At 71.2% G+C, this 25,813-nt stretch carries 18 protein-coding genes; 4 read left to right on the top strand and 14 right to left on the bottom strand.

All coding sequences use genetic code 11. From position 1 onward, the window contains the following. The first annotated feature begins 68 nt into the window (after positions 1 to 68). Together AC1RRR_RS00880 and AC1RRR_RS00885 are read left to right on the top strand one after the other, a co-directional pair. The gene (locus AC1RRR_RS00880) at positions 69 to 746 is read left to right on the top strand and encodes a response regulator transcription factor (RefSeq protein WP_492809769.1); all 678 of its coding nucleotides are present in this window, start codon (positions 69 to 71) and stop codon (positions 744 to 746) included. Between the two features lie 67 nt (positions 747 to 813). Beyond that, the gene (locus AC1RRR_RS00885) at positions 814 to 1,185 is read left to right on the top strand and encodes a hypothetical protein (RefSeq protein WP_492809770.1); all 372 of its coding nucleotides are present in this window, start codon (positions 814 to 816) and stop codon (positions 1,183 to 1,185) included. Positions 1,186 to 1,226: 41 nt separating this feature from the next. On the opposite strand, the gene AC1RRR_RS00890 is transcribed toward AC1RRR_RS00885, so the two are convergent. Genes AC1RRR_RS00890 through AC1RRR_RS00900 form a run of 3 tightly spaced genes read right to left on the bottom strand, consistent with a single transcriptional unit; the run spans position 1,227 to position 4,863 of the window. After that, positions 1,227 to 1,607, bottom strand: a complete 381-nt coding sequence (locus tag AC1RRR_RS00890) for a helix-turn-helix domain-containing protein (protein WP_492809772.1) — start codon at positions 1,605 to 1,607, stop codon at positions 1,227 to 1,229. Positions 1,608 to 1,657: 50 nt separating this feature from the next. Further along, a complete protein-coding gene (locus AC1RRR_RS00895) occupies positions 1,658 to 4,180 on the bottom strand; it encodes an ABC transporter permease (protein ID WP_492811730.1) in 2,523 nt (840 codons plus the stop codon). Further along, a complete protein-coding gene (locus AC1RRR_RS00900; RefSeq protein WP_492809774.1) occupies positions 4,177 to 4,863 on the bottom strand; it encodes an ABC transporter ATP-binding protein in 687 nt (228 codons plus the stop codon). The genes AC1RRR_RS00895 and AC1RRR_RS00900 overlap by 4 nt, the downstream gene beginning before the upstream one ends. Positions 4,864 to 4,920: 57 nt before the next feature. Here AC1RRR_RS00900 and AC1RRR_RS00905 point away from each other — a divergent pair, with 57 nt between their 5' ends. Then, positions 4,921 to 5,559 carry an arylesterase gene (locus AC1RRR_RS00905; RefSeq protein WP_492809776.1) on the top strand — a complete coding sequence of 213 codons (639 nt, stop codon included), beginning with the start codon at positions 4,921 to 4,923 and terminating at the stop codon, positions 5,557 to 5,559. Position 5,560: 1 nt separating this feature from the next. Here the strand turns inward: AC1RRR_RS00905 and AC1RRR_RS00910 are convergent, their stop codons facing one another. Beyond that, positions 5,561 to 7,378 (bottom strand): DUF8034 domain-containing protein, encoded by a 1,818-nt coding sequence (locus AC1RRR_RS00910; protein ID WP_492809778.1) that lies wholly within the window; start codon positions 7,376 to 7,378, stop codon positions 5,561 to 5,563. A 73-nt stretch (positions 7,379 to 7,451) separates the two neighbouring features. Further along, entirely contained in the window at positions 7,452 to 10,253 is a 2,802-nt protein-coding gene (locus AC1RRR_RS00915) for a TonB-dependent receptor (protein ID WP_492809780.1), read from the bottom strand. A gap of 312 nt (positions 10,254 to 10,565) precedes the next feature. On the opposite strand from AC1RRR_RS00915, the gene AC1RRR_RS00920 reads away from it, so the two are divergent. Further along, positions 10,566 to 12,917 (top strand): pectinesterase family protein, encoded by a 2,352-nt coding sequence (locus tag AC1RRR_RS00920; protein ID WP_492809781.1) that lies wholly within the window; start codon positions 10,566 to 10,568, stop codon positions 12,915 to 12,917. On the opposite strand, the gene AC1RRR_RS00925 is transcribed toward AC1RRR_RS00920, so the two are convergent. From AC1RRR_RS00925 to AC1RRR_RS00965, 9 genes are read right to left on the bottom strand one after another with little or no spacing between them, the layout of a single operon-like run. Beyond that, complete coding sequence (locus AC1RRR_RS00925) at positions 12,914 to 13,633, bottom strand: hypothetical protein (protein ID WP_492809782.1); 720 nt, start codon at positions 13,631 to 13,633, stop codon at positions 12,914 to 12,916. The genes AC1RRR_RS00920 and AC1RRR_RS00925 overlap by 4 nt on opposite strands. After that, a complete protein-coding gene (locus AC1RRR_RS00930; protein ID WP_492809784.1) occupies positions 13,630 to 15,777 on the bottom strand; it encodes a protein kinase domain-containing protein in 2,148 nt (715 codons plus the stop codon). Before AC1RRR_RS00930 ends, AC1RRR_RS00925 begins: the two co-directional genes overlap by 4 nt. After that, positions 15,774 to 16,160, bottom strand: coding sequence for a hypothetical protein (locus tag AC1RRR_RS00935; protein ID WP_492809786.1), 387 nt, complete (start codon positions 16,158 to 16,160; stop codon positions 15,774 to 15,776). The genes AC1RRR_RS00930 and AC1RRR_RS00935 overlap by 4 nt, the downstream gene beginning before the upstream one ends. Continuing rightward, positions 16,157 to 18,745 (bottom strand): hypothetical protein, encoded by a 2,589-nt coding sequence (locus tag AC1RRR_RS00940; RefSeq protein WP_492809788.1) that lies wholly within the window; start codon positions 18,743 to 18,745, stop codon positions 16,157 to 16,159. Before AC1RRR_RS00940 ends, AC1RRR_RS00935 begins: the two co-directional genes overlap by 4 nt. Then, positions 18,742 to 21,501, bottom strand: a complete 2,760-nt coding sequence (locus AC1RRR_RS00945) for a hypothetical protein (protein WP_492809789.1) — start codon at positions 21,499 to 21,501, stop codon at positions 18,742 to 18,744. The genes AC1RRR_RS00940 and AC1RRR_RS00945 overlap by 4 nt, the downstream gene beginning before the upstream one ends. Beyond that, positions 21,498 to 22,052: a hypothetical protein gene (locus AC1RRR_RS00950; RefSeq protein WP_492809790.1), complete on the bottom strand. Its 555-nt coding sequence runs from the start codon at positions 22,050 to 22,052 to the stop codon at positions 21,498 to 21,500. The genes AC1RRR_RS00945 and AC1RRR_RS00950 overlap by 4 nt, the downstream gene beginning before the upstream one ends. Further along, positions 22,049 to 23,599, bottom strand: coding sequence for a hypothetical protein (locus AC1RRR_RS00955; protein WP_492809791.1), 1,551 nt, complete (start codon positions 23,597 to 23,599; stop codon positions 22,049 to 22,051). Before AC1RRR_RS00955 ends, AC1RRR_RS00950 begins: the two co-directional genes overlap by 4 nt. Further along, positions 23,596 to 25,116: a hypothetical protein gene (locus AC1RRR_RS00960; RefSeq protein WP_492809792.1), complete on the bottom strand. Its 1,521-nt coding sequence runs from the start codon at positions 25,114 to 25,116 to the stop codon at positions 23,596 to 23,598. Before AC1RRR_RS00960 ends, AC1RRR_RS00955 begins: the two co-directional genes overlap by 4 nt. Then, entirely contained in the window at positions 25,113 to 25,736 is a 624-nt protein-coding gene (locus tag AC1RRR_RS00965; RefSeq protein WP_492809793.1) for a hypothetical protein, read from the bottom strand. Before AC1RRR_RS00965 ends, AC1RRR_RS00960 begins: the two co-directional genes overlap by 4 nt. Positions 25,737 to 25,813 lie beyond the last annotated feature (77 nt).

Raw genomic sequence — 25,813 nt, forward strand, 5'->3', positions numbered from 1 at the left:
CTCAGGACTGTCGTGAGCTAATGCCCGACACACAGGGGCCTGTTTCGCCCGCGTCGCGTGGGTGATGGATGAGCCGCTTCGACAAGCTGACCCCCCGTGAACGTGACGTGCTGCTGGGCGCGGCGCAGCTGAAGTCGTCGAAGGAAATCGCCTTCGATCTCGCCCTGCGCAAGGCCACCGTCGACAAGCATTTCGCCAGCGCCGTCAGCAAGCTTTCCTTCGGCTCGCGGCGTCAGGCGGCCATGGCGCTGGTCGTCCATTTGCGCGAAAGCGGCCTGCCTATTTTATACCAGGGGCGCCCGATCCCACTACCGTTCGACCTTTCGCCGCTCGTCAATGAGGGGGCGAAAGGAGACCTACATGCTCGATCCGATGGAAGCGGTGCCAGCCTTTCCGGCGATCACATGGAGCGATCTGGAAGCGATCTACGAAGACCTGGCGATTACGAAGGTGGAGCGGGAGGCGGTGCAGCATTTGCTGACCATCACCCGGCTCATGAGCCCCCACCTGTCTCCGCTCGATCTGATGCGCGAGATTATCTGCATCGCTTTCGTTCTGACGCCCGCGAGCGATCAGTCGCCGAACGAGGGCAAGTCCCGCCGCTGGCCCGATCCAAAGCCCAGCGGCTGATCCTGATCCTGGCGGCCGCGCTGGGGTCGGTCGTGTTGGCCTTGGTCGTCCTGGCTCTGGTGATCCAGGTCGGCCACCTGTCCGACGCTTTCGACGCCTGGGTCACGCGCCGCTAGGGCGACGACTTCCTCATCCTCAATCCTCTCATCAAGGAGCCCGCCCTGCCGGCGGGATCGAGATCGCATGCAAAGACGAGACATCGCTCAATCCGTCGCCGACGCCCTGTTCGAGGCCGAGCGCGCCGTCGACCTGGCCCTCGAGAAGGCGGCCCTGTTTATCACCCACACCTCGACCCTGCGCCGGGACCACAACTTCTCGGCCATGCTGGGACACGAGGGCGTCACCGCCGTCACCCGCTCGATCGAGACCCTGGGCCAGACCCGCGTGCACATGATGACGGCCCACGCCGCGCTGGCCGCCGCCGCGCCGCAGATCGGCGTGCGCCCGCTGACCCTGCACGGCACGGGCACCGACAAGCCCGACACCGAGATCCCGCCGACGGGCGAGATCGCTCCGCCGCGGATCGTCGCCTCGTCCGCCGAACGCGCTGCTTAAGCCGTGAGCCCCGGCGGTCGATCGCGGCCGCCGGGTGTGTTTTACGAAACCAGGGTTTCGACTAAGTCGGCCAGGATGCGTTGCTGCGCCGATGTCAGCTGCGGAAACGCCGCCGCCAGGCGGTTGGAACCGGGCGCGGTGATGAAGTCGGCGAACTGGCCCAGCACGTTGCCGCCGTCGTCGACGTCCAAGCCCTCGAACAGCGCGCTGGGCGCGATGCCCAGGGCCCGCGAGGCCTTGTAGAGCTTCGAGGCCGAGATGCGGTTGGCGCCGCTCTCGTACTTCTGGACCTGCTGGAAGCTGACGCTCAGGGCCTCGGCCAGTTCCTGCTGCGAAACGCCCATGGCCAGGCGATGGACGCGCAGAAGCCTTCCGACGTGAACGTCGATCGGGTCGGGGGCGTCCGGGTCAGCTACGTGCATCGAGCAACCTTAACGCGCTTTCTGAGCGTTGCAATCGAGAAGGGCGCAACCTAGCCCTCTCTGAGGGCGGGCGCGGGCCGTTGCGAGAGCGCCAGCGCTGCGGCGATCAGACCGCCCGCCGCCGCCAGAGTCGCCGCGCCGACCATCAGGATCAGCACGCCGCTCCAGTCCACGCTCCAGCGGGCCTCGAACACCTTGACCACCACGGGCCAGGCGGCCGCGAAGCCGCACAGGACGCCAGCCGCGCCGGCGATCAGGCCGACCGCGCCATACTCGATGACATAGGCGGCCAGGATCTGCGACCGCGTCGCGCCCAGCACCTTCAGGGTGGCGGCCTCTCGGGCGCGCGCCCTGGCGCCGGCGGCGATCGCGCCGGCCAGCACCAGAAGGCCGGCCAGCCCCGCGACGGCCGCCGCGCCGCGCACCGCCAGGGCCAGGCGGTCGAATAACGAAGCGGCGGCGTCCAGCTGCTCGCGGACGCTGATCACATTGACCGTGGGAAAGTCCGCGCCCAGCTGGCGGGTCAGGATCGCCTCGTGCTCGCGGCTGAGCCGCGCGATCGCCACGCTGCGCAGCTCGGCGCCCTCCAGCGTGGCGGGGTTGAAGATCAGCGCGAAGTTGGGCCCGAAGCCGCCGAAGTCGACCTTGCGCAGCGCGGCGATGCGGGCCTCGATCTCGCGGCCCAGGATCAGGACAGTGATGGTGTCGCCGACCTTCAGGCCCGCGGCTTCGGCGACCTCGATGTTCAGGGCGACCTGGGGCTGCCCGGCATGGTCGGCGGGCCACCACCGGCCGGACACGACGCCGGCGTTGCGGGGCTCGCGGGCGAACAGCGAGACGCTGATGTCGTTGTCGAACGCCCAGCGCTCGGAAGGCTTGATGGCCTTCGTATCCACCGGCTTGCCCTTGAGGGCGACGATACGGCCCGTCGCGAAGGGCATGCGCAGATAGGCGTCTTCCTTCAGCGGTCCGATGACCTTGGCCACGGCGGCGTCGAAGGCGATGGCGCGGTCGGCGGGGATTTCGGTGAAGACCATGGCCGGGGCGGTGCGCGGCGCCACGTCGCTGACCTGGGCCAGCAGGGCCGACTGGATCAGCACCACGCAGGCCAGCAGCGCGACACCAAGGCCGATGGCCGGGCTGGCCGTCCGCGCCGCCGATCTCGGTCCGGCCAGATTGGCCAGGCCCAGTTTGACCGGACCACGCGTCAGGCCTCGCGCTCGACCGGCGACCCAGGCGGCCGCGCGCCCCAGGGCGGACAGCAGGCCAAAAGCGACGGCGACGCCCGCGATCATGATCGCCGCCGAGACCGGCGTCGGGGCGGTGGCCACGGCCAGGGCCGCCAGGCCCAGGCCCGCGACGGCCGCGCCGATCGTCTCCACGCCCAGCGGCAGGCGGGCGCGAGGCGCGCGCCGGAACAGGGCCGATGGCGGGGTGCTGCGCGCCCGCGCCAGCGGGATCAGCGAGAAGGCCGCCGCGGCCAGGATCCCGAACAGGCCGGCCTTGGCCAGCGGCCAGGGATAGACCTTGAACAGGGCCGGGATCGGCAGGCTGGAACCGGCGAACTGCCCAAGGATCAGCGGCGCGGTCGCGCCGACCGCCAGCCCGATCGCCACGCCCAGCAGCGCCAGCAGGCCGATCTGGATCAGGTGCAGGTCGCGGATCAGGCCGCTCTGCGCGCCCAGGGCCTTCAGCACGGCGATCGCCGGCTCTCGCGCCGACAGATAGGTCGACACCGCGCCGGCCACGCCCAGGCCGCCCGCGACCAGCGAGGCCAGGCCGATGAAGCCCAGGAAGTATTCCAGCTGGTCGATCAGCCGCCGCGCGCCCGGCGCGCTGTCCAGGCGATCGCGGACCCGCAGGTGGGAGTCCGGGAAGGCGCTCTGGATGGCCTTGCCGGCCGCGCGGGGGTCCTGGTTCGCCGGCAGCGCGATGCGGACGGTGCGGCCCGACAGACCGCCCGGCGCCAGCAGTCCCGAGGGCTCCAGGACATCGCGGCGCACCAGGACGCGCGGGGCCAGCGAAAAGCCGCGCGACAGGCCGTCCGGCTCGCTGACCAGACGGGCGGTGACGACCAGGGTCATCGGTCCGGCCTCGAAGCGGTCGCCGATCTTCAGGTGCAGGCGATCCAGAAGCGCGGGCTCGACCGCCGCGCCCGGAACGCCGTCATGGTCGGCCAGCGCCGCGGCAAGGTTCGGCGCGCCGTCCAGCTTGACCGCGCCCGCCAGCGGGAAGCGTCCGTCCACGCCACGGAGACTGACCAGGCGGCGGTCGCCATTGGGCGCCTGAGCCATGGCGCGGGCGACAGCGGCGTAGGTCGTGGCCCCCAGCTTGTCGAAGGCGGCGCGTTCCTTGTCGGTGAAGTCACGGTTCTCGACCGAGAACGACAGGTCGCCGCCCAGGATCTCGCGCGCCTGTCCGGCCAGGCCCTGTCGGAAGGCCTCGGCGGTCGAGCCGGCGGCGGCGATGGCGGCCACGCCCAGCGCCAGGCAGGCCAGGAAGATTCGGAAACCGCGCACGCCTGAGCGCAGCTCGCGGGCGGCCAGTCGAAAGGCGAGAGGGGCCATGCTCAGGCCTGGATCCGGCCGTCGGCCATGCGCACGATCCGGTCGGCGCGGGCGGCCAGCGTCGGGTCGTGGGTGACCATCACCATGGCGGCGCCGACCTCGGCGACCAGGTCGAACATCAGGTCGGCCACCGACGCGGCGGTCGCGCCGTCCAGGTTGCCGGTCGGCTCGTCGGCGAACAGCAGGGCGGGGCGCGCGGCCAGGGCGCGGGCCAGGGCGACGCGCTGCTGCTCGCCGCCCGACAGCTGGTGCGGATAGTGGGTCAGGCGCTGGCTCAGACCGACCCGGCCCAGCCAGTCGCGGGCGATGGCGGCTGCGTCGCGGGTCCCGGCGATCTCCAGGGGCGTGGCGACGTTCTCCTCGGCCGTCATGTTGGGCAGCAGATGGAAGGACTGGAACACCAGGGCCGCGCGGCCGCGGCGCAGACGGGCCCGGCCGTCCTCGTCCAGCTTGGCCAGCGTCTGGCCGAATAGCCGCACCGTTCCGGCCGTGGGTTCCTCCAGCCCCGCGCCGACCGCGATCAGCGAGGACTTGCCCGATCCCGACGGACCGACCACGGCCACGCGCTCGCCCGGAGCGACGACGAAGTCCACGCCGCGCAGGATATTCACGGGTCCGGCGGATGAGGGCAGGGTCAGGGCGACGGCGTCGAGGGCCAAGGGGGCGGCGGGCGAGGGCTCGTCGGTCATGTCGCTTCCTGAGGAGCCGGCCATTGTTCCGCCGGCAGCCAGACTACATAGGAAGGCATGAGCCCGATCGCACAGCGTTTTCCCAACCGTCGCCGAATTTTGCTCGGCCTTGGCCTGTTGAGCCAGCTGGCCGCCGCGCCCAAGCCGCCGGTCGTCACCGTGTTGGGCGACTCCATCACGGCCGGACTAGGTCTGCCGGCGCGTGACGCCATGCCCGCCCAGCTCCAGGCTGCCCTGGCGAAACGAGGCGTGTCGGCGATCGTGCGGGCCGCCGGGGTGTCGGGCGACACCAGCGGCGGCGGCCTGGCGCGGGTCGGCTTCAGCGTCGGGCCGGACACCAAGGTCTGCGTGGTGGCCCTGGGCGGCAACGACCTGCTGCAGGGCGTCGAGCCCGCGCGGACCAAGGCCAATCTGCGCGGCATCCTGCAGAAGCTCAAAGCACGCGGCGTCAAGGTGGTGCTGGTCGGCGTGGGCGCGCCGCCAGCCATCGGCGCGACCTATGCCCGCGAGTTCAACGCGGTCTATTCGAGCCTGGCCAAGGAGTTCGCCGCGCCGCTCTATCCCAACATCTTGGCCGGGGTGAATGGAGACCGCGCCCTGATGCAGGGCGACGGCATCCACCCGAACGCCGCCGGCGCCAAGAGGATCGGAGAGGCCTTGGCGCCTTTGGTCGTTCGAGCTCTGGCGGGGCGCTAGATCAGCGGTTCCAGGGGAAGACCAGGCTGGGCTGGTGAGCGTAGCGCTTGACGCCGATGGTCAGGGTCTCGCCCGCGCCCGGCGCCAGGCGGACGTTGAACCATGAGGCGTTGACGGTCATCGACGCGCCGCTCGCCGACTTGACGGTGGTGGCGTCGTTCTCGCCATAGGCCCCCATCTGCACCGTCACCGTCCGCGCCTTCAGCGGATTGGTGTTGACCAGGGTCAGGATCACCGTCTCGGGCGTGATCTTGCGCACCAGGGCGGCGACGCCGTCCGGCAGGCCGGGGCGGCGCGCCTCGGGGTCGAAGTGGCGGACCTGGGCGTGCAGCGCCAGGGGGCCGTGACCCGAGCCGCCCGGATCGGCCGCGCCCATGGTCAGGTTGATCAAGGCTTCGGTGGCGACCGGGTTGGAGTCCGACCAGCGGGTGTCGTCAGGCGGAAAGCCGATCGTGGTGTCGTCCTTGCGGATGCGCTCGCCCGCGACGCGGACCTCTTCCAGCCCCGCCTGCAGCGCGTTGACCGCATAGGCCTCGTCGCCCGACTGGAGGTAGTCCAGCCAGCCCGGCTTGGTCTCGCTGGCCTTGGCGCGGGCCAGGTCGGCGGGGTTCATCTCCCACAGATAGAGGTCGGCCTCGAGCTTGCGGCGATTGCCCAGGCCCGGCGAGCGGCCGGCCACGTCGTAGTAGCCGTACCAGCCCTTGTCGCCGTAATAGACCGGGATCATCGTCTTGCCGTTCTCGACCTTCTTCTGGGCGTACAGGTTGTCGAGCTGCTTGCGCAGGACGGCGGTGTAGCCCTGGTCGCCGGTCAGCAGCAGGGCGTTGCCGAAGGCCTCGGGCGGGCCGCGCAGCACGTAGTTGCGCACGCCGCTGTCGGGCGAGTTCCAGCCGAACACCCCGCCGTACCACTTGCCGCCCCACTCGCCGCCGATCGAGCCATCCAGGCCGATGTTGGAGGGGATGTTGCCGCCATTGGCCTTTGTCCGTTCCTTCCAGGCATCGACATAGGTCAAGAGCCAGGTCCGGTACTTGGCGTCGCCGGTAGCCATGTAGGCGGTCATGGCCAGGTTGGTGCTGGCCAGGTTCAGCGGATGGTCGCCCTTGATGTTGGTCGACTTCAGGAAGCGCTTCTGGCGCTCGGGATTGCCGCCGGGCACGGGCGGGCCGTCCCAGTCAATCGGCGAGGGCTCGCCCAGATTGGGACCCTTGCTGCCGTTGAACAGGCTGCGGATGATCTTGTGCTGCGGGTCGTAGTTCGGCGCGGCCGGGTCTTCGTTCAGGTAGAAGCCCGCGAACCGGCGCAGGCGCGTGACGTACAGCGGGTCATCGGGCTGGGCCAGGCCGTAGAAATAGAAGCCCGACAGGCCTTCGCCGATGTGCTCCCAGTCGAACGACGGGGTGAACTCGCGCTGGTAGATGCCGTCGCGGGCCGAGGCCACTTCCGGCACCTTGGCGCGGGAGTATTGGTCCAGGTGTCCCTCCCAGACCGTCTGCCAGCTCTTGAGGATCGTGTCGGGTCCGCCCAGCGCATAGGCCAGCGGCCAGTTGCGGATCGGCTCGACGGAGTCGTCCGGGCCATCGGTGATGCCCCAGTGCTCGGGACCCTTCAGATAGCCGCGACCGTCCACGAACTTCCGGGTGAAGGCCTCGACGCCCTCGGCGTTGGCCTGCAACAGGGCGCGTTCGGCCAGGGCCCAGGCGGGAGCGGGCATCGGCTTGTCGACGGCCAGGGTGGGCTCGGCCCGCGCGACGGCGGTCGAGGCCAGCAACGCCGAGAGCGCGAACGCGGCGAGGGAGAGGCGGCGGGGAGGGGACATGGGAGAGGATCCGTCGGGAGGGGAAAGCAAAAAGGCCCGGGGCCGCGTGGCGCGGCCCCGGAGTTGGCAGGACCTAGAAGCTGTAGCGAAGGCCCAGATAGAACTGCCGGCCGGTGTGGCCGTAGACCCAGGGGCGGTCCGACACGTCGACGTAGCGGTCGTTGGCCTCGTCGGTCAGGTTGATGCCCTCCAGCGACAGCTGGAAGCGCTCGTTGATCGTGTAGGTGGCCTGCATGTCGACGTTGAAGGTCTTGTTGGTGCCTTCGACGAAGTTGCTGTTGCGGCCCGGGACCTGGGTCAGATAGCCCGACCGATAGGCCAGAGAGCCGCGGATGCTGAACTTGTCGGTCTCGTAGTACAGCGTGCCGTTGGCGGCGTCCTTGGACAGGCCCACCAGGGTCGAGGTCACCGTGGCCGCGCCCGGAACGTCCGAGGTCAGGTACTCGATGTCCGAGGTGACGTGGGTGTAGTTGGCCATCACCCCAAAGTGCGACAGCCAGCCGGGCAGGAAGGTCAGCCGCTGCTGCAGGCTGATCTCCAGGCCCTTCAGCTTGCCGCCATTGGTGTTGACGGGCCGTGAGACGTCGAACTCGTCGGTGGGCAGGGCGATGGTGCCGTTCAGGATGTCCAGCGGCAGGCCCAGCGTATTGAACGGCTGGCTGGTGCGCAGGGTCTGGACGAAGGTCGAGATGTCCTTCTGGAACAGGCCCACGGCATAGATCGAGCCTTCGGCCGGGTACCATTCGAACGACAGGTCCAAGTTCTTGGACTGGGTCGGCTTGAGGTCTGGATTGCCGGTCGAATAGCTGCGGTTACCGCCCTGGACGCTGATGTCGCCGCCGGGGCGCAGGCTGCCCAGGCCCGGACGGGCCATGGTCTTGGCCGCGCCGAAGCGCACCAGCACGTCGTCCGTCACTTCCAGGGTCAGGTTCAGCGACGGCAGGTACTTGTGGTAGGCGCGCTCGGCATTGACCAGCTCGATCTTGGAGCCGACCGCCGCATAGCCCTCCGAGTTCTGCTCGGTCTTCAGGTAACGCACGCCGGCGTCGCCGCGCAGGGGACGGCCAAAGAGGCTGGTGCGGAAGTCGGCCTCGACGAAGGCGCCGGTGTTCTGCTCCTCGACCCGGCCGGTGGCGCTGCGGGCCTCGGTCTGCTCGATGGTGCCCAGCTTGAAGAGGCCGGTGTTGCTGTAGATGTTCAGCGCCTCGGCGTACTTGTCGATATTGGGGACCAGCCAGGACGTCACGCTGCCGCCGGGCAGGCCCAGGCCCTTGCCGTAACCGCTGAACACCTCGGACAGATCAGTCATCTGCTGGGCGGTGAGCACCGGGATATCGGTCTCGCCGGCGATACGGCGCTGGTCGGCCGAGTTGAATTTGAACTTCCGGGTGTCGGCCCCGACCCGCAGGGTGATGTCGCTCGTGAGGTCGAACGCGCCTTCCAGCTTGGCGGTGTCGAAGGTGTTCTCGATGCGGGTCTTGACCAGGTTCAGCGCCGAGAAGCCGGGGATCGTCGCCCAGCTGGCGGGGCTGGCCGCGTCGAAGGGCAGCTTGACCAGCGGCAGGCGGTCGTTCTGGCGGTAGTCGTAGGAGTAGCCGTCGACGTCCAGCCGCTCATAGGTGACCGTCGTGCCGATCGGGCTGTCGAACACCGACGAGGCGTGGCCGGCCAGGCCCTTGACCTGGAAGCGGTCGTTGAAGCGGTGCTCGAAGTCCAGGGTGAACTGCTTGAAGGTGGTCGTGGACTCGGTGTGCGAGGCCTGCGAGCGCATGTCGACATTGTCGAAGACGCCGTAGACCAGGTCGTGAGTGTCGTTGACGACGCCGTCACGGATGATGGTCGCGGGCTTGCCGGCCGAGCCGCTGCGCGAGAACGAAATCGCCTGCAGCAGGCGCTCGTCACGCTTGCCGTCCAGCTTGCCGTACAGGGCGTTCAGCGAGACCAGCGTGCGGTCGGTCGGCCGCGCCTGCAGGGAGGCGGTGACGCCCAGTCGCTTCTCGACGTGCTCGAAGCTGTTGAAGCTGGGATTGCGCGGATGGAAGATCGCCGTGGCGGTGGTGTTGGAATTGACCTGGGCGGCGGTGTAGCCGGGCAGGGTCGAGGCGGTGCTGAAGCCGCCATTGGCGCCGCCGGGACCCCAGCGCGTGGTGCCGTGGCTGTCTTCCACGACGTCGCGTTCGCCATAGGCCACCGAGAGCAGGGCCCCCAGCTTGCCGTCCGCCCAGGTCTTGCTGGCCAGGGCGGCGAAGCGCGGATCGTAATTCTTGGACAGGTCATTGTAGCCCATCTGGGCGGACAGGACCAAAGTGGGCTTGCGGAAGTCGAACGGCCGGCTGCTGGCCAGATCGACCGTAGCGCCCAGCGAGCCTTCCTCGACATCGGCCGAGGCGGTCTTGCGCACGGTCAGGCCGTTGAACAGCTCGGAGGCGAAGACGTTGAAGTCGAAGCCGCGGCCGCGGTTGTTGCCCGCCGCGCCGCCGCTGTCGCTGCCGCCCGAGGTGGCCAGGGCCTCCATGCCGTTGATGCGGACGCGGGTGTATTCGGGGCCCAGGCCCCGCACCGAGATCTGGCGGCCTTCGCCGGCCACGCGGGTGATGGCCACGCCGGGGATGCGTTGCAGGGACTCGGCCAGGTTCAGGTCGGGGAAGGCGGCGATGTCCTCGGCCTTGATCACGTCGACGACGCCGGTCTCGCGGCGCTTGGCGGTGATGGCGCTGGCCAGGCTGGCGCGGAAGCCCGTGACGACCACGGCCTCGACACTGGTGTCTTCGGGGGGCGCCTGTTGAGCGGCGGCATTGGTGGCGGTCAGGCCCAGACCTAGAAGCGAAACTCCAAGTAAAAGGGCATGACGAGACGGCACGCGGGGCGTGTTCATAGGCGCGTTTCTCCCTTCCCCGAATGGATCGGGGTTATGTTTTTTGTATTTGCCGGGTCGGCGCGCGACGGAGGGGCGCGATGCTTGAGCTCTCCGCCGATCGGCGCGTGTTTGGCGAATTAAGTCTTCATTGTGGCAATCTGTCTTGCCAATGCCGATATCGGTGTTCGCCATGCGATATCGGCATGGCCTCACCCTTCGGTTGATCTTGGCGCGGAGCCCCGCGCCGTGTAGCCATGATGGGAAAACGACAACGAATGACGCCGTCATCTGATTGATGATGATACCGGTGTCATCAAGGGGAGGATGATCATGGTCGCGAGAAGCGCCTTGCTCTCAACCGTTCTGGCGACGCTGCTGCTGGCGGGCGGACACGCCGCGGCGCAGGACACGCTGGCGGGCCTTGGCCCCGTGCGGGGCTATACCGACGTCGTCTTCGACACCACCAAGGAGCGCTACGACATCCTGGTGGACGCCTCGCGCCCCGAGGATCCCGCCGCCCATCGCTACCGGACCATCCAGGCCGCCTATGCCGCCGCGCCGGCCGGCACGCGCGAGCGGCCGACGGTGATCGGCATCCTGCCCGCCGTCTATCAGCTGGGCGGCAGCCCGACCGAGCCAGGCCTGACGATCACCAAGCCCAACATCACCCTGATGGGCCTGACCCGCGATCGCCGCAGCGTGGTGCTGGCCGATAATCGCGGCAACAAGCAGGGCGCGGCCAACAATGGCTTCACGATGATCGTCGACGCCGACGGCTTCTCGGCGATTAACCTGACGATCCTGAACTACTGCAATGTCGACTACGACTATCCGGGCGACCCGTCCAAGAGCCTGAAGCGGCGCTCGGGCGTGATCACCCAGGCCGTGGCCATCCAGATGAGCGGCGACCGGCACGTCTATTCGCACGTGGCCATCCTCAGCCGGCTGGACACCATGTTCAACCGGACCAAGCGTTCTTACTTCACCAACGCCTATCTGGAGGGGACGGACGACTATCTGGGCGCGCCGGGCGCCAGCGTCTGGGAAGACTCCGAGATCAACTTCATTGAGGGCGGCGGCATCCTGTTCGCGGGCGGCACCACCTTTATCCGCACCCGGTTCCGTGCCGTCAAACCGATGCAGTTCTACAAGGTGCCGGTCGCGCCGGTGGCGCTGATCGACTCCACCCTGCCCGACGTGCCGCTGGCCTGGTTCGGCTGGCGCGCGCCGCCGCAGTCGGAAGCCTCGCTGACCTATCGCACCAAGACCGACGCCGGGCGGCCGGTCGACCTGATCGACAGCATCGTCGGCCCCGAGCGCCGTACGCTCTCGCGCGAGCTGACCGCTGACGAGAGCCTGGCCTTCAATCCCTGGAACCAGCTGCGCTGGGCGCCGGACGGCAGCGACGACGGCTGGGACCCGGCCGACGCGCGGGCGAAGTTCGACGGGCAGGGGACCCGTCCCTATCGCATCAAGCTGGCCAATGGCGTCAGCCGCATCCGCACCGGCGAGGCGCCGGTCGAGATCGCCGCCCAGGTCCTGCCCAAGGGCGCGACAGGGCGGGTGCGCTGGAGTTCGTCCTCGCCCCTGGTCAAGCTCAGCGCGACCGAAGGCGACCGCGTCGTCGTCACGGCGACCAACACCGGTGAGCGGACCGAGATCGCGACGATCAAGGCCGCCGCCGACAACGGCTTCAGCAGCACGGCCTACGTGACTGTGGATCCAGCCTACCGGCCCGCGCCCGCGCTGGTTGCGGCGCCGAAGCTTCAGGCGGCTTCCGGCGGCCTGTCGGTCGTCTACGGCCTGGCCGGCTCGACCGGTCGCCAGGACCAGTCGCTGGTCACTTGGTTTGCCTGCGCCGACGCGGCCTGCGCCAAGCCTGAACGGATCGCCGTCTCGCGCGGCGACGATCCTCTGCGGACGCTGAAGCTCTCCGGCAACCTGGCCGGTCGCTACGTGATAGCCGAGGTCCAGCCGAAGACCGATCTCAGCCAGCCTGGCCCGGCGGTCCGGACGACGCCGATCAAGGCGCCGGCCATCGCATCGGCGGCGGCCGTCCTGGACCCTCGCACGCAGCCCGACAGTTCGGCCGCTGACCGGTGGGAGAAGGACTGGAGCCTGACCGGAGCCTGGTCCAGCCAGGCGCCGTTCGAGGACCAGACCCACTGGGGCCTGCGCGCCGGCGACAAGGACAACACGCTGCTTTATGTCGGCCGACCGTCTGCGGGCGACATGGATGTCACGGTCGCTTTCGATACCGACAAGCTGGAGGGGCAGGGCTTCTCGATCGCCGGCTCGCCCGCGGACGACGGCCGTCCGCGCGCCGACATCCTGTTCAAGTACGATCCCGTGAGCCGCGACGGCTACGCGCTGCGCTTCTGGCGCTCGACCCGCTCGGCCACGGCCGTCGTGTTCCAGCTCTATCGGATCAAGGCCGGCCACGGGACGCCGATCAGCGACCAGGACCAACTGACCGGCGTGGTCAAGCCGACCACGACGATCCAGATCGCGGTGCGTGGCGGTCAGGTGACCGTGAAGGGCTCCAACACCGCCGACGGCGAGACCTTGAACCTGACCGGAACGATCGAGCCCAACGGCCACGGCGCCGCCGGCCTTTACTGGACCGCCTCGCGCCCCAGCGGCTCGGTGGTCCTGCGCGGGCTCAGCGTGACCTACCCCTAATCGCGGGGCTCGCCGTCTTCCCAGAAATAGGCGTCGCGCACCGGGTCGTAGAAGTAGAAGCGGCCGACGCGGCGATCGAAATACTGCCGGCGATTGATCTCGTAGGGGCGAGGCGCGGTGCGGGGCGGTTCGGCGCGTTCGGCCGCGACCTCGCTGTTGTCGTCGGCCGGACCGGCCGCGCGATCGGCCGTGCGGGCCGGCGCCTCGTAGAAGACCGTACCGCCGGTCTCGCCCGTCGCCGTCGCGGCGAAGCGGGAGGTGTCGGCTCCGACCAGGGTGATCAGCTTGGAGAAGCGGTTGGGGCCGTATTTCTCGTCAGTGGTCACGTCGAAGTCGAGGCGCAGCGTCACCTCGCACAGCAGGCCGTTGGGGCGGACCTCCTGGGTGATGCGGGCGATGCCGCTGAGGCGATCGTGCACCTCCTCGCGGCAGGTCGCGTTGTCAGGCCACAGATAATAGTAACGCCCGACAAGGTCGTAATTGGCGTTGGCCTCGTTGCGACGCTTGAGGTCATAGACCGCGACCACGTCGCGTCCGCACCGGTCGGCGGTCTGCGGCGTCATGCGCTGCACGCCCCGATACGACGGCTTGAAGGCCAGGGACTCGGCGAACCGCTTGGCCTGGTCGCAGTCACCCCGGAAGGCGCTCTGGGCCTGGGCCTGGGTCGCGCCGACCAGGAGCAGGGCGGCGGTCGCCGCCGCGAGGGTGCGGGTCATGGTCTGGCTCCTTGGCAGGTCGCGACGGCGCGCACCTGGCAGTAGTTGACGCCGTTGGGGCAGTTGGTGTCGCCGGCGCGGACCGACAGGGTCTCGCCGCCCTCGCTGTCGCAAGCGGCGCGGCCGGCCAGCTCCAGCGATGGATAGAAGTTCGTGGTCGGATCGACCTTGATGAAGCTCGAGGTCGTCCAGGTGCGCAGGGGGAGGGTCGGCGCGGCGGTCGCGGGGCGACGCGGCGGCAGCGTCACCGGCTTGGGCGGCGCGCGCACGACGGGCGGAGCGGGCTGGACAGCTTTGGGCGGCGGTGGTTTCGCCACGACCTTGGTCGGTGGTTTGGCGACGGGCGTCTTGGCCTTGGGGGCGGGCTTGGGCGCCGGGGCCGGCTTTTCCTCGACCGGGGGTTCGGGCGGGGCCCCGACAGGCGGAGGCTTCGTGGCCGCATCGATGCGGGCCAGGCCCCGCTCGCCCTCACGCTGCAACAGCGAACCATCGCCCAGCTGGGCCACACGGGCATAGAGGCCGCGCGCCTGGGTCAGCCGATCTGCATCGCCGCCGGCCTGGGCTTCCAGCAGTTGGGCCAAGGCCAGCACGGCGTCGGCGCGGCTGCCGGCGGCGGCTTGGCGCAGGCGGGTCTCGGCAGCGGCTGGGTCTGGCGCGCGCCCGCCTTCGCCGCGCGCCAGCATCTGGCCCAAGGCCAGGGCCGCGTCGTCACGCGCCCGCGCCGTGTCGGGCCGGCCGTCGTCCGGGGCGTCCGCCGCGCGGCGCAGCCAGCCCAGCGCTTGATAGGCATAACCGCCGCGATCGGGATTGGCCGTCTCGCTGGCCCGCAGGCGATAGAAGGCGCCTAGCCGTTCCATGGCGGCCGGCTCGCCGGCGGCGGCGCGGGCCGTGGTCTGGGCGTCGAAGCGCTCGGGCAGGCGCAGGCCTTGGGCCGGGGCGTCCGCGCAGCGTAGGCGCCAGGCGCCACCGGCCGAGATCCATTGGCAGCCGGTCGGCGCGACCGGGACGGCGGCCTTGGGCGCCGCGGCGGTTGGCGGTGTCGACGGTCGCGAAGTCAGGCGGGGCGCGACTAGGGCGACGGCGGCGATCGCGATGGCCGTGAGCCCCGCTGCCCACCAGCCCCATCGACGTCGAGCCGGCGCCTCGCGGGCGATCGTCAGCGGGGCGTCGACGGCGTCCGAAGCCTCAAACAGATCGGCCATCGGCAGCGGCGGCAGCGCCAACGAGTCTGTCTCCGGCTCCGGCGAGGGGATCTCGGGCGGCGTCTTGGGGAGACCTTCGAACCAGGGCGCATCGTCCGGCTCGGGTCCCAGGTCCAGGCCGGCCAGCCAAGCCGCTGCGCTGACCGGGCGCTCGGCGGCGACGGGCGCGAGCCCCGCCTCGATCCCGGCGCGCAGGCCGACCGAGGTCGTGGCGGCGGGCCAGGTGTCGTCGCCGGCTACGCGTGCAGTGGCGGGCGGCGGCGTACGGCCGGTCAGCAGACGCTGGAGCAGGGCGCTGGCGGCGTAGAGGTCGGCGGCCGGACCGATCGGATGGCGCAGCGCGCCGTCATGACCTTCGGGCGGCGCATAGCCGGGCTCGACCAGGTCGTGCTGACTGCGCAGCGGCCGGAAGAACGGCCGGCGATCGACCATGAAGCCGGTCAGCCGCACTTCGCCATCGCCGATCAGCACGGCGCGGGGCGACAGGTCGCCGTGCACGATGCCGGCCGCGTGCAGCTCTTCCAGAGCCCGGGTCAGTTGGCGGGCGAAGGCGACGACGACAGGCTCTGCGACGGGGCCGGGGTGCTCGGCCAGCCAAGCCTCCAGCGTCACGCCGGCGGGCGGCTGAAGCCAGAAACAGCCGCCAGCCGCGCGGGCGACGGCCTCGACCGGCAGAGCCGCGCGCGGCGCCGTCGCCTGGAGTCTGCGGCCAAGGGCCTCGAAAGCGTCCAATGCAGTCGCGTACTGCTCCGCCGCCTCTGGGATCGCCGTCAGTTTGCCGTCCTCCCGCACGGCGCCGGCCGGGGTGAAGCGGACGGCCTCCAAGGTCTCGCCCTCGACGGCGAAGGTCTCTAGTGCGCCGGCGCGGCGAAGGGGCCGCAGGCGCAGCGGCTTGCGGAAACCCTCGACCTTCAGGCGCAGCGGCGCCGCGATGACCGTCATGGCATGTCTCCACAGTCGGCGACGGCCCGCGTTGCGGCCTCGACGATCCGGTCGGCCTTGGGCGCGGCCGGTGCGTCGAGCGGCGCAAGCGCGACGCGGATCGGCGTGGCCGAACCGTCTCGACGCCAAACGCTTTCGGAGCCGCCTCCGTTGAGTCCCAGCGTGGCGCGCATCAGGGCCGGATCGGCGGCCAGGCCCGAACAGGCGAAGAAGTGCGGCCAGTCGCGGGCGGCGGGAGTGCCGGGGGCGACATTCACGGTCAGCCAGCGCGGCGCGGTGACATCGGCTTGTGGAGCCGGCGAGGGACGCGCCATCCAGGCGCCAAGGCCCAGGGCGGCCAGCCATAGGGCGGCGATGGCGGTGTAGGGAACCCAAGGCCTCATGACCCGCCTCCCGCGATCCAGCTGTGAGCGGCGGGCGAGCGCAGGATGGCCGCGACGACCGCCAGGGCCGGGGTCTCGGCCTGCCGCTTGTCCTGCAGATTGACCACGATGGTCAGCCCTCGCGCCGGCTGGCCGCCAGCCTGGCGCAAGGCGACGACGGCGATGGCGTGGCCGTCCAGCAGCGGCGGCTCGACCGGTCGCAGCGGCAGGCTGAGAACCCGGCCGTCCGGCTCCGGCGTGAAGTCCCCCGGCTGGCAGTCGCGGTAGCCGCAGGCATAGCGCTGCATCTCCGCCGCCGCCTGCTGGGCGAGGTCGGAGCGGCCGGCGACGCGGACGCGGCAGCGGGTCTCCTTGAGGTCCAGGATCTGGCGTGTGGCTTCGGCCTGGGTCTTGGGCGCGGTGAAGCCGAACTTCAGCACCCCGGCCGTCGCGTCCCAGCGCAGGCCGCAATCGCTGCGGGCCAGCTGTCGCAACAGAGCCGCACCTGTTTCGCTGGGCGCCTCGCCGGCGACCTTCATAGTGCCGGTCTTGCCGTAGAGGGCGACGTCGGGGCCGTAGCCCATCTCAGAGAACGAGCGGCCCAGGCCGGCGGCGGTGCCGGTCTTGATCACGCGCGACAGGCCGTCGAGCACGGTGGCGCGGATCTGCGGGCTGCGCATCGGCAGCGTGTCGGCGGGCGGTCCGGCGTTGGGCGTGAAGCGGGCGCGCACCGCTCGACCCGTGACGATCCGCGAATAGACCTCGGCCATCTTGATGGCGCTCCAGGTCGAGCGGCTGCCGCCCAGCACGGCCATCAGGTAGTCGTTGCGGAACGAAGCCACGGCGTCGAAGCCCAGCCGTTCGCGCTCAGGCGAGGCACCGGCCAGGGGTGAGGCGCAGGGTGGCGTAGCCCCGCTGAGCCCCCGCCAGACGCCGACATCGTAGCGGCAGCCGCCGCCCTGGCCGGCGTCGAGGTCGAACAGGCGGGCCAGGCGATCGGGCCAGGCCGGACCGCGTCCGGGCGGCGGGCGCAGAACCCAGCCGAACGGCCCCGGCGCGGTCGCTTCGCCGAAGACGGGCAGGGGCGGGACGTCGGTATGGCTCTTGCCCTCCAGCGACCAGGCCTCGACCGGCGACGGCTGGGCGCGGGTCGGCGGCGGCGGCGCGCCGGGCGTCCGATAGGCCAGCATCATCAGGGCCAGAGCGTAACGGTTGTTGGAGTGCTCCAGGAAGGTCGGGAAGTCGGTGACGCCCAGCCCATGGTTGTCGAAGCCGCCCTTGCCCAGGTCCATGCCCAGCACGGTGCGGACGCGAGCATCGGTCCCACCCTGGATCTTCAGGGTCGCCAAGCCTGGATCGGCGTCGAGGATCGCCATCGAGAACGGCCCCTTGGCCATCGAGCCGACGGGCAGGCGCTCGAAATTGTGGTTCTGGTCGATCAGGTTCTGACCTCGGCGCGTGCGGCGCTGGGCGGGGGCAAGGTCGCTGTCGGTCAGCGGCCAGGAGGCGACGGCCAGCACCTGGCCGGTGGTGGAGTCCATCACCGTCACCGCCGCCTTGAAGGCGTCGCCGCCGTCCTTCTGGGCCTCGGGCGAGGGGCTGGCGCGCACCGTGGCCGCGCCGGCCGAGAGGGCCTCCTGGGCGACCTGTTGCAGGCCCGCGTCCAGCGACAGCCGCAGCGGCGCCGGCGGTCGGCCGCTCATGACCCGCTCCAGCGGTTGGGCCAGGGGCTGCAAGGCCGGATAGTAGGCGCGGGCGCCCGAGGGCTCGCTGTGGGCGATGTCGGCCACGCCGCCTTCGAGGCGCAGGCGCAGCACCGACTGGCCGGTGCGCAGGGTCAGGGTTTCGCCCTGGGGCAGGGGCGTCAGGGTCACGTCGCCGTCGGACCGGGGGCGGATGTCGCGGGCGCCGACCCGGATCTCCAGGATCGACGGGGTTTGCACCCGCACCACGGCCTGGTCGCCGACCAGCATCACCGAGCCGACCGCGTGGGGCGGGGCGTCACCGTCCTTCAGGCAGATCGACAGCGCGCGGCGCGAGCCGGCCGCCCCCACCCGGCGGGTCGGCATCAGAATGTCGCAAGCCGCGGCCGGGGCGCCGTTCGGCCCCAGGGCGATGGGCGGCGGGGGCGGATCTCCGCCCAGCGGCTGCAAGCGCAGGCCGGGGGCCGGGCCGCCGCGGAACAGGATCGGGCCGGCCCAGGCGCCGCCGCCGGAATAAGGCCGGTCGATCTGGTGGGCGAACGGATCGATGCCCTCGACCCATTGGCCATCGTCACTGAGCCGCCAGACCGCCGGGTCTTGCAGGTCGGCCCGCAGGTACGAGGCGTTGACGAAGGCGCGCAGGCGCGGGTCGCGGCCGACCGGGCCGTCGCGCAGGGCGATCCGGGGTTCGCCGTTGGCGTCATAGCGCACCGACAGCCATTGGCGCTGGGCGATGGCGTCGACCAAGCGCTCGTAGCCGCTGGTCAGGCCCTGGCCCGCCGGCCGGCCCAGGGCGGCTAGCACCGCCGGAGCGCCGGCGACCAGGGCGACGACGGCGATCAGCGGCGCGGCTATGGCTGCGGCGCGGGTCCAGGGGAGCGAGCGTTTGGGACGGCGGCTCATCGCTTGGCCTCCGCGGAACGCTCGGCCAGGCCCCAGACGGCCAGGGCGACCAGGATCGCGCCTTCCAGCAGGTCGCCGCCGGAGGTCGGGGCCAGCAGGTAGGCGTTGCGGCCGGTGAACGGGACCAGCTGCAGGTTGGCCAGCGTCATGTAGGTCGCCGCACCGAACAGGCACCACAAGGCCAGGAGGCCGGTCGCGCGCTTCGCATCGAGCGGCGCCGCGCGCGTCATCGACCAGACGGCGATCGGCGCGGCGGCCAGCAGGGCCAGGAACAGGCCGGTCGCCAGCCGCCCGAACGGCGACATCAGGTGGATGGCGGTCAGGTTGTCCGTGGCCTGCACCGGCTTCAGCGCGGTCAGGTTGGCCGGCGACAGGTAGCCGCGTCCCAGCAGCGAGCCAGTGTAGTCGGACAGCTGCGCCGACCAGACCTTCAGCGCCTCGGCCTCGGTGGAGACGTCGGCGCCCAAGGCCTCGGGCGCGGCGATCAGGTAGAGGCGCAGCAGGTTCTGGCTGGCCTTGGCTTGGCGGTCCAGGCTGGCGAGGGCCTGCTCGTCGCTGAGGCCGCGCGTCATCTGGGCGGTCTGGCCCAGGCGATCAGCGCCGGCGGCTCCGACCGCGCCCAGCAGCGGCAGGATCAACAGGGCGGCCATGGCCGCGACCGCCGGCGCCGCCCAGGGCAGGCGCGCGACGCCCCGACGCCAGGCCAGGCCGGCGGCGACCGCGCCGATCGGCAGGAACATCAGCGCATAGCCGCTGTCGCGCACCGTGAACGGGATGACGAAGGTCGCCAGGGCCAGCAGCACCCAAAACACGATCGGCCTTCCCCAGCCGGCTGGCCGGTCTTCGCTGGCGGCCAGCAGGCGGCCGAAGCCGATCAGGATCAGGGGCGTGTAGACGACGCTGATCGCGAGCACCGTGACGCCCAGGTCGATGCGTTCCTTCCAGCCGATGGCCCCGACCGCCAGGCGGCCGATCAGGACGATGATCAGCAGCACGACGCCGGACAGCCACGCGGACTTGGCGGGCGCGGTTTTCCAGCGTTCGGCGAAACCGTTCAGGGCGGAGGGCGCAGCGCCTTTCAATGGCGGCGTCTTGGCGATGCGCCACAGCAGGGCCAGGCCCCAGGCTCCGAGCAACAGCAGGGCCAGAACACTGAGGTGGCGGGTCCAGGCCAGGACGACGGCGGCGGCCAGTGGCGGGGCGAGGTCCAGGGCCAGATCGCCGGCGTTGCGCACTTCGCCGGCCCGCGCCCACGCGAGCAGGGCGGCCGGAACGACGGCATAGGCGATGGCGGCGTCGCCGAGGATCTCGCGCCAGTCCAGCGTCGGGTCAGCCTGGGCGGCGGCCAGGCCGATCAGCAGGCGCAGGGCTAGCAGGAGCTGCAGCAGGCTCAGGATCGTCCAGAGGGCTGGGCGGCGGTGGAAGAGATCGCGGCAGAGCAGCAGCAGGCCGACGGTCCAGGCCAGCACGACCAGCGCCGCCGGCCAGGGCGTCGCCAACTGATCCAGCGCCAGATGGGCGATGCGCAAAGCCGGAGCTGCGGCGGGCGCATCGAGCTTGGCGTGGGTGAAGGCGGCGCAGGCAGGTCCTTGAGGGACGGACGGCGCCTGGCGCAGGGCGTCGGCGGTCAGTCCGCCGACGACGGCGGCTTCCAAGCCCAGGCGGCGAGGCGGCGCGCCTTGTTCGCAGCGGCCGACGACCTCGGTCGGCGGTGTGGCGAAGGTGATCTCGGCCTGGCCGTCGCGTTCGGCCAGGATCAGGCTGCGGCGCAGCTGTAGGCGGCCCCGCCGCGCGTCTGGTCCGTCCAGGACGCCATCGACGAAGCGGGGCTCGAAGATCTCCGCCCGGATCCCGGCTCCCAAGGGAATGGCCGCCGGCGGGGTGTAGGGAACGACTTGTCCGCCCCGCGCGATGCGGGCGCCCGGATCGGCCAGGATGATCGCCCAGGCCGAGCCGCCGAAGCCGCCCTGCTGGAACAGGAAGCTGCGGACCGGCGCGCGGGCCGCGCCCTTGCCGACGCACAGCCAGCGCTCACAGTCGGCCAGCACGCCGCCGGCCGCGCTGGCGCCGGGACGGGGAAAGAAGTCGCGCAAGGGGTGGATCGCCTGGGCCGGGGTCCAGTCATTGACGCCGCCGAAGGCCAACAGGGTCTTACGCTCGGGCATGGCCGGGCCGCCGGCGCCGGGTTCGGCGACGACCTGACCGTCTCGCCACACAGCGGGCGTCAGGGCCCGCCCGTGCAGGATGGCCCAGGCTGCGCCGTCGCGCTCGCAAGGCGTTTGGACACAGACGGCGTCGCCTTCGCCGAAGACCAGGGCAGTGGGCCAGGTCAGGCGCCGACCGTCGCGCAGGCCGATCACGACTTGCGACGGGGCCTTGTCGGCGCCGGCGACGACCAGGGCCAGGGGCGGGGCTTCACCGCCGGTCGAGAGGTCGGGCTCGACGGTGGCGAAGCCGGCCGGCAGGCGCGGCACAACCAGGTCGTCGCGGCCGGCGTCGCCGCCCAGGCGCAGCGGGAACTGACGGACCTCGGCCGTCAGGCGCAGCAACGACAGGCGCAACTCGCCCGTCCGGCCCTGGACGGAGGCCGTCAGCAGGCAGCCGACGACCAGAACGGCCGGCGCGATGATGCCGATCATCAGGGCGGCGACCCTCGCGGTCGAAGGCTTGCGCCGGGCCGAAGCGCCGTCGCTTGCCACACGCCAGTACGCCAGACCCAGCGCCAGGCAGACGACACCCAGCAGGACACCACTCATCCGCTGCCCGCCCTCCGCGCCGCGCCGAAGGTGGACCGACCCAGATAACGCCAGTGGTCATGGACCCGCTTGAGGGCCAGCAGACGCCATAGCGCCAGGCCCAGCGCCGCCAGCGACCCCGCGATCAGCGTCGGCCAGCCCAGCTTCGGACCCAGGGCCACGATCACCGGAGAGATCGCCGCGACATGCTCCATCGGCGCCGGACACAACGCGCGGTCATTGCGCACCAGGGCCCGCCGCGCCTCGCGGAAGGCCGGGTCGGCGTCCATGCCGGCGCCTTGGCACAGGTCGCGCCGCAGCGCCGCGCCCTGGGGCGTGTCGCCGAGGGCCGCCAGGCGTTCCGCGAAGGCGGGTGTCGGCGACGACCAGGGCTCCAGCTGCGACAGGCCCAGCCGCTCGATCCACGGACCGCCCCCGCGCGTCGGGGCCGCACCCACAACGGCCGCGCCCGGACGGAGCGTCAGGCCCAGCGCCCACACGATCGCGCCCACTGCCAGAAGGACCAGAAGGCCGCTGACGACCAGCGGCCTGACGCCGTTGCGCCGGGTCATGGCGCCGACTCCGCCAGCGGGGTCTCAGCCGCCGGCCGCCGCCGGAACAGGCCCGTCAGCCCGTCCCAGGCGCGGCGCTTCTCGGCGTGTTCCTTCAGCCGCAGCAGGGCGCGGATCAGCTCGGTGACCCCGACATGGTCGAGCCGATAGTTGATGGTCGTCGACCCTCGCGCCACGCCCTCGAAGGCGGTGGCGAACTGGAAGCTGGCGAAGGCGAACCACTCGTCGATCTGGCGGGCGACCCCGGGGCGCAGGGCGTTGAGGGTGGCGAAGGCGTCGGCCTTGGCCGGCTCGCGGCGCAGGACGCGCAGCAGGTGCGCCGCTTTGGGGTGACCTTGCAGCAGCCGGCGGATCGGCAGCTGGACCGCATCGGAGCGATGGGTCAGGTCGTCGCTTTTGGACAGCACGATGAACATCGGCTTGGTCGGCTTCTTGCGCTCGGCCTCGCGGCTGCGGTCGAACACGGCGTAGGCGTCCATCGACGGATCCAGATCGGGGCCGCCGCGCTCTTCCATCACCACCATCAGCTGGGCCATCAGGCCCACGCCGCTGATATATTCGCCGAGCTCCTCGTGCTTGGAGGCCAGGCGTTGCAGCGCCTGCTCGACGCCGCCCTCCAGCAGATGCTTGCGCTCGCGGACCAGGGTCTTGAGCTTGGTCTGGGCCTTGGCGTCGCCGGCCTCGGCCGCTTTGCGGGCTTGCGAGACCTGGCGCTTGAGGGCGTCGACCCGGTCGATCAGCGCCTGGGCGGGCGGCAGGCCGGCCGTATCGACGGGCGCGGTCCCGCCGGCGGCGGCGCGTCGCCAGAGGACGTCGTGGGCCAACTCGGACAGCAGGGTCTCGTCGGCCGGCAGCAGGGTCAGGAACGCCTGGCCGGTATGGATCACGTGCCGCATCAGGGTGTTGGCCTCACCCAGGAACGAGCCCTCGACCGCGCGCAGGAACCGTTCGCCCGGGATGTCGATGACGTAGAAGTCCTGCGCGCCCTTGCGGAAGCGGTGGGCGGTGAACTGGACGGTGTTCTCCACATCGCCAGGCGGCGCCCGGCGCGGATAGCAGGCATAGGCGTCGCCTTCCTGCAGTTCGTACTTCAGCCGGTTGAGGAACCAGGTCTTGCCGGCGGTGGGGAAGCCCAGCAGCACCATGGTGAAGACGCCGGACTCGCGGATGCGGCGCAGGGTCTCGACGTCCAGCTCGCGGGCGACCGGACCGGCGATCGGCGTCTCGGCGACGGGCTCGGCCTCGACGGGGGCGAAGGACGGCTGTTCCGAGGCGGCTGCGGCCTGGTCGACCTTCTGTTCGACCAGCGCCTTCAGGCTTTCACCCAGGCCTTCGGGCGCCTGGGGTTCGGCGCTGGGGGGCGGTGGCTCGGGCGGCGTCATGCGGCGCAGGGTGTCGATCACCTCGCCCATGGTCACGCCGGGCGTCGGCGTTTCGAGCGCGCGGACAGCCGGAGACGCCGTGCGGCCCTCGGCCAGGGCGCAGTGCGGGCAGTCGGCGAAGTCCTTGCTGGAGAACTCGTTGGTGCAGATCTCGCAATAGGTCATCGGGCCGCCCTCGCCACGGTGACCAGCGCCCAGGCGGCGCGGGTGAACTCGTCCGGATGGCGCGCCTGGCGCAGGCCGGTCGGAATGGCCCGCGTGGCCAGGGCGGCCGACAGCTCGGGCGCGAACTGCTTGGCGGCCGCCAGCACGCCGGGATCGGCCAAAGCAGCGTCGGCGCTGGCCGGGGGGCGAGCTAGCAGGGCCGAGAGCGCCGCGCGGGTCCGGGCGCCGTCCATGTTGGGCCGTTGGCATTGCAGGCGCAGCAAGGTCCCGGCCAATCGGCGGGCGTCCTCGTCGTCGAGGTGTGTCAGGGCCTTGTCCAGGACGGCGTCGAGGAAGGCCGGCGCGGCGAGGGCGATCTCCTCGGCGAAGGCGGGATCGGCCGCCAGCCGTGTCGCCCACAGCGTGACGATGCCTGTCAGGTCCAGGCGCGGGGCGACGTCGCCCAGCCAGGCGGCGACGGCAGGCCTGGCGATGACCGCGTCCAGGCTGGGCAGGGCCTTGGAGCCGGCGCCGTCGATCAGGCCGCGCACATAGAAGGCCGCGCCTTGCGCATCGGCGACGGCGACCAGGGCGTCGAAGGTCTCCGACACGCCGTCGCGCAGGGCCTGGCTGGCCGCGTCGGCGCCGTCGGCATGGCGCATCACCGCGCGCAGCAGGGCGATCATGGCCTCGGGCGTCAGCTCGGCGCAGGCCGAGGCGATTTCCTCGAACATTACGCCGGCGGCCGGCAGGCGGGCCTTGTCCTGCGACCATTGGGCCGAGCGCAGGGCGGCGGCGGCCGGTTCGCGCTCGGCGATCGCGGCCAACTTCAGCCAGGCTTTCCAGGCCAGGGTCGGCTCGGCCATGGCCTTGATCGACAAGAGCTCATGCGTGGCCTGGAAGGCCGCCGGGCTTTCGGTCGCGGCGTGGGTGACCAGCTTGAACACGAGGGCCGGGTCCAGGTCACCGACCGGTGCCATCAGGCTGGTGCTGGCCCAGCCGGTGAGGCTGGCGCGACGTGCGGGGTCCTCGACGCCTTCGACCAGGGCGCTAAGCGCGTCTTCCGGATCCTCGTCGCCGACATCGATGGCGACATCGCCCCAGCCGACGCGCGGCGCGATCATGGGACGGGCGACGACGGGCTTCAGGCTCTTCGGCGAGACCTTGAGAGGCTCCAGACCGAAGGTCGGGTTCTCCGGCTGGGGCAATAGGCGCAACAGGCGCGGTGAGGCCCAGCCGATGGCGTCCAGAAGGGCGGCGTCGGCGAGCAGCAGGTGGGCGACCGCGATGGGACCAAGCTCGCCTTCGCCCAGGTGCCGGACGCGCGCCACGGCGAAGGACGAGCCGTCGGCGGCCAGCGGCAGCATGGCGACGAACTGCTGGCGGCGCTGCATGGCCCACCCCGCCAGCGACAGGGCGAAGTCGGCCAGGCGGGCCTGGCTTTCCGAGGTCAGGCTTGGTCCGGCGTGCCGGCGCAGACCGTAGTTGCGGCCCTGGGCCTTGGGGCCAATGACCGCCGTGGGGACGAGGACCGTCATGGCGTCGTCGCCGGGGGCGGATTGGCCGGCGTCGGCGCTGCGCCGGCGCCGACGGGTTGCGCCGAGCGCGGCGGGGCTTCGCTGGTCGCCGCGGCGGGACGGCCCAGTTCGCGCGGCGGCGTGCGGGCGGCGGGCTTGGCGGGCGGTGGCGCGGTGCGTTCGGCGCGAGGCTGCTGGGTCGGCGCCGTGCGTGGCGTGGCGGCCGGCGAGGGCTCATCGACGGTCGGCGCGATCGGTGCGATCGGCGAGGCGGCGGCCGGTGATGTCGTGGGCAACGGATCGTCCGTCCGTCCGACCTGCAGGCCCAGCAGATAGCCGACGCCCAGCAGCGCCGCCGCGGCGACCGCCATCAGCGCCATCCCCCATGGCGGCACACCCCATAGCCCCCGGGCCTTGGCGCGCTGTTCAAGCGCCTCGGCGATGCGGTCGGCGGCCTCGGCGGATAGAGCCTGATGCTGTTCGGCGACGGCGCTGCGCGCGGCGTCGCCGACCGCGCGGGTCAGGGCGGTTGACATCGCGCCGCCCGGATCGTCCTTCACCGACTTGCCGGCCCATTCGAGGATCAGCGCCGCCAGTTCACGGCGCAGAAGTTCGACGTCTCGAAAATGGCCGTCCGCCATCGCTGGGTCCTCGCTCGCCTTCCGCCCGAGCCGCCAGCATCTCTCTCCCAACATGAAGCGCGCCTGAACGAGCTTGA

The sequence above is a fragment of the Caulobacter sp. GW821-FHT12D05 genome, from assembly GCF_058807295.1.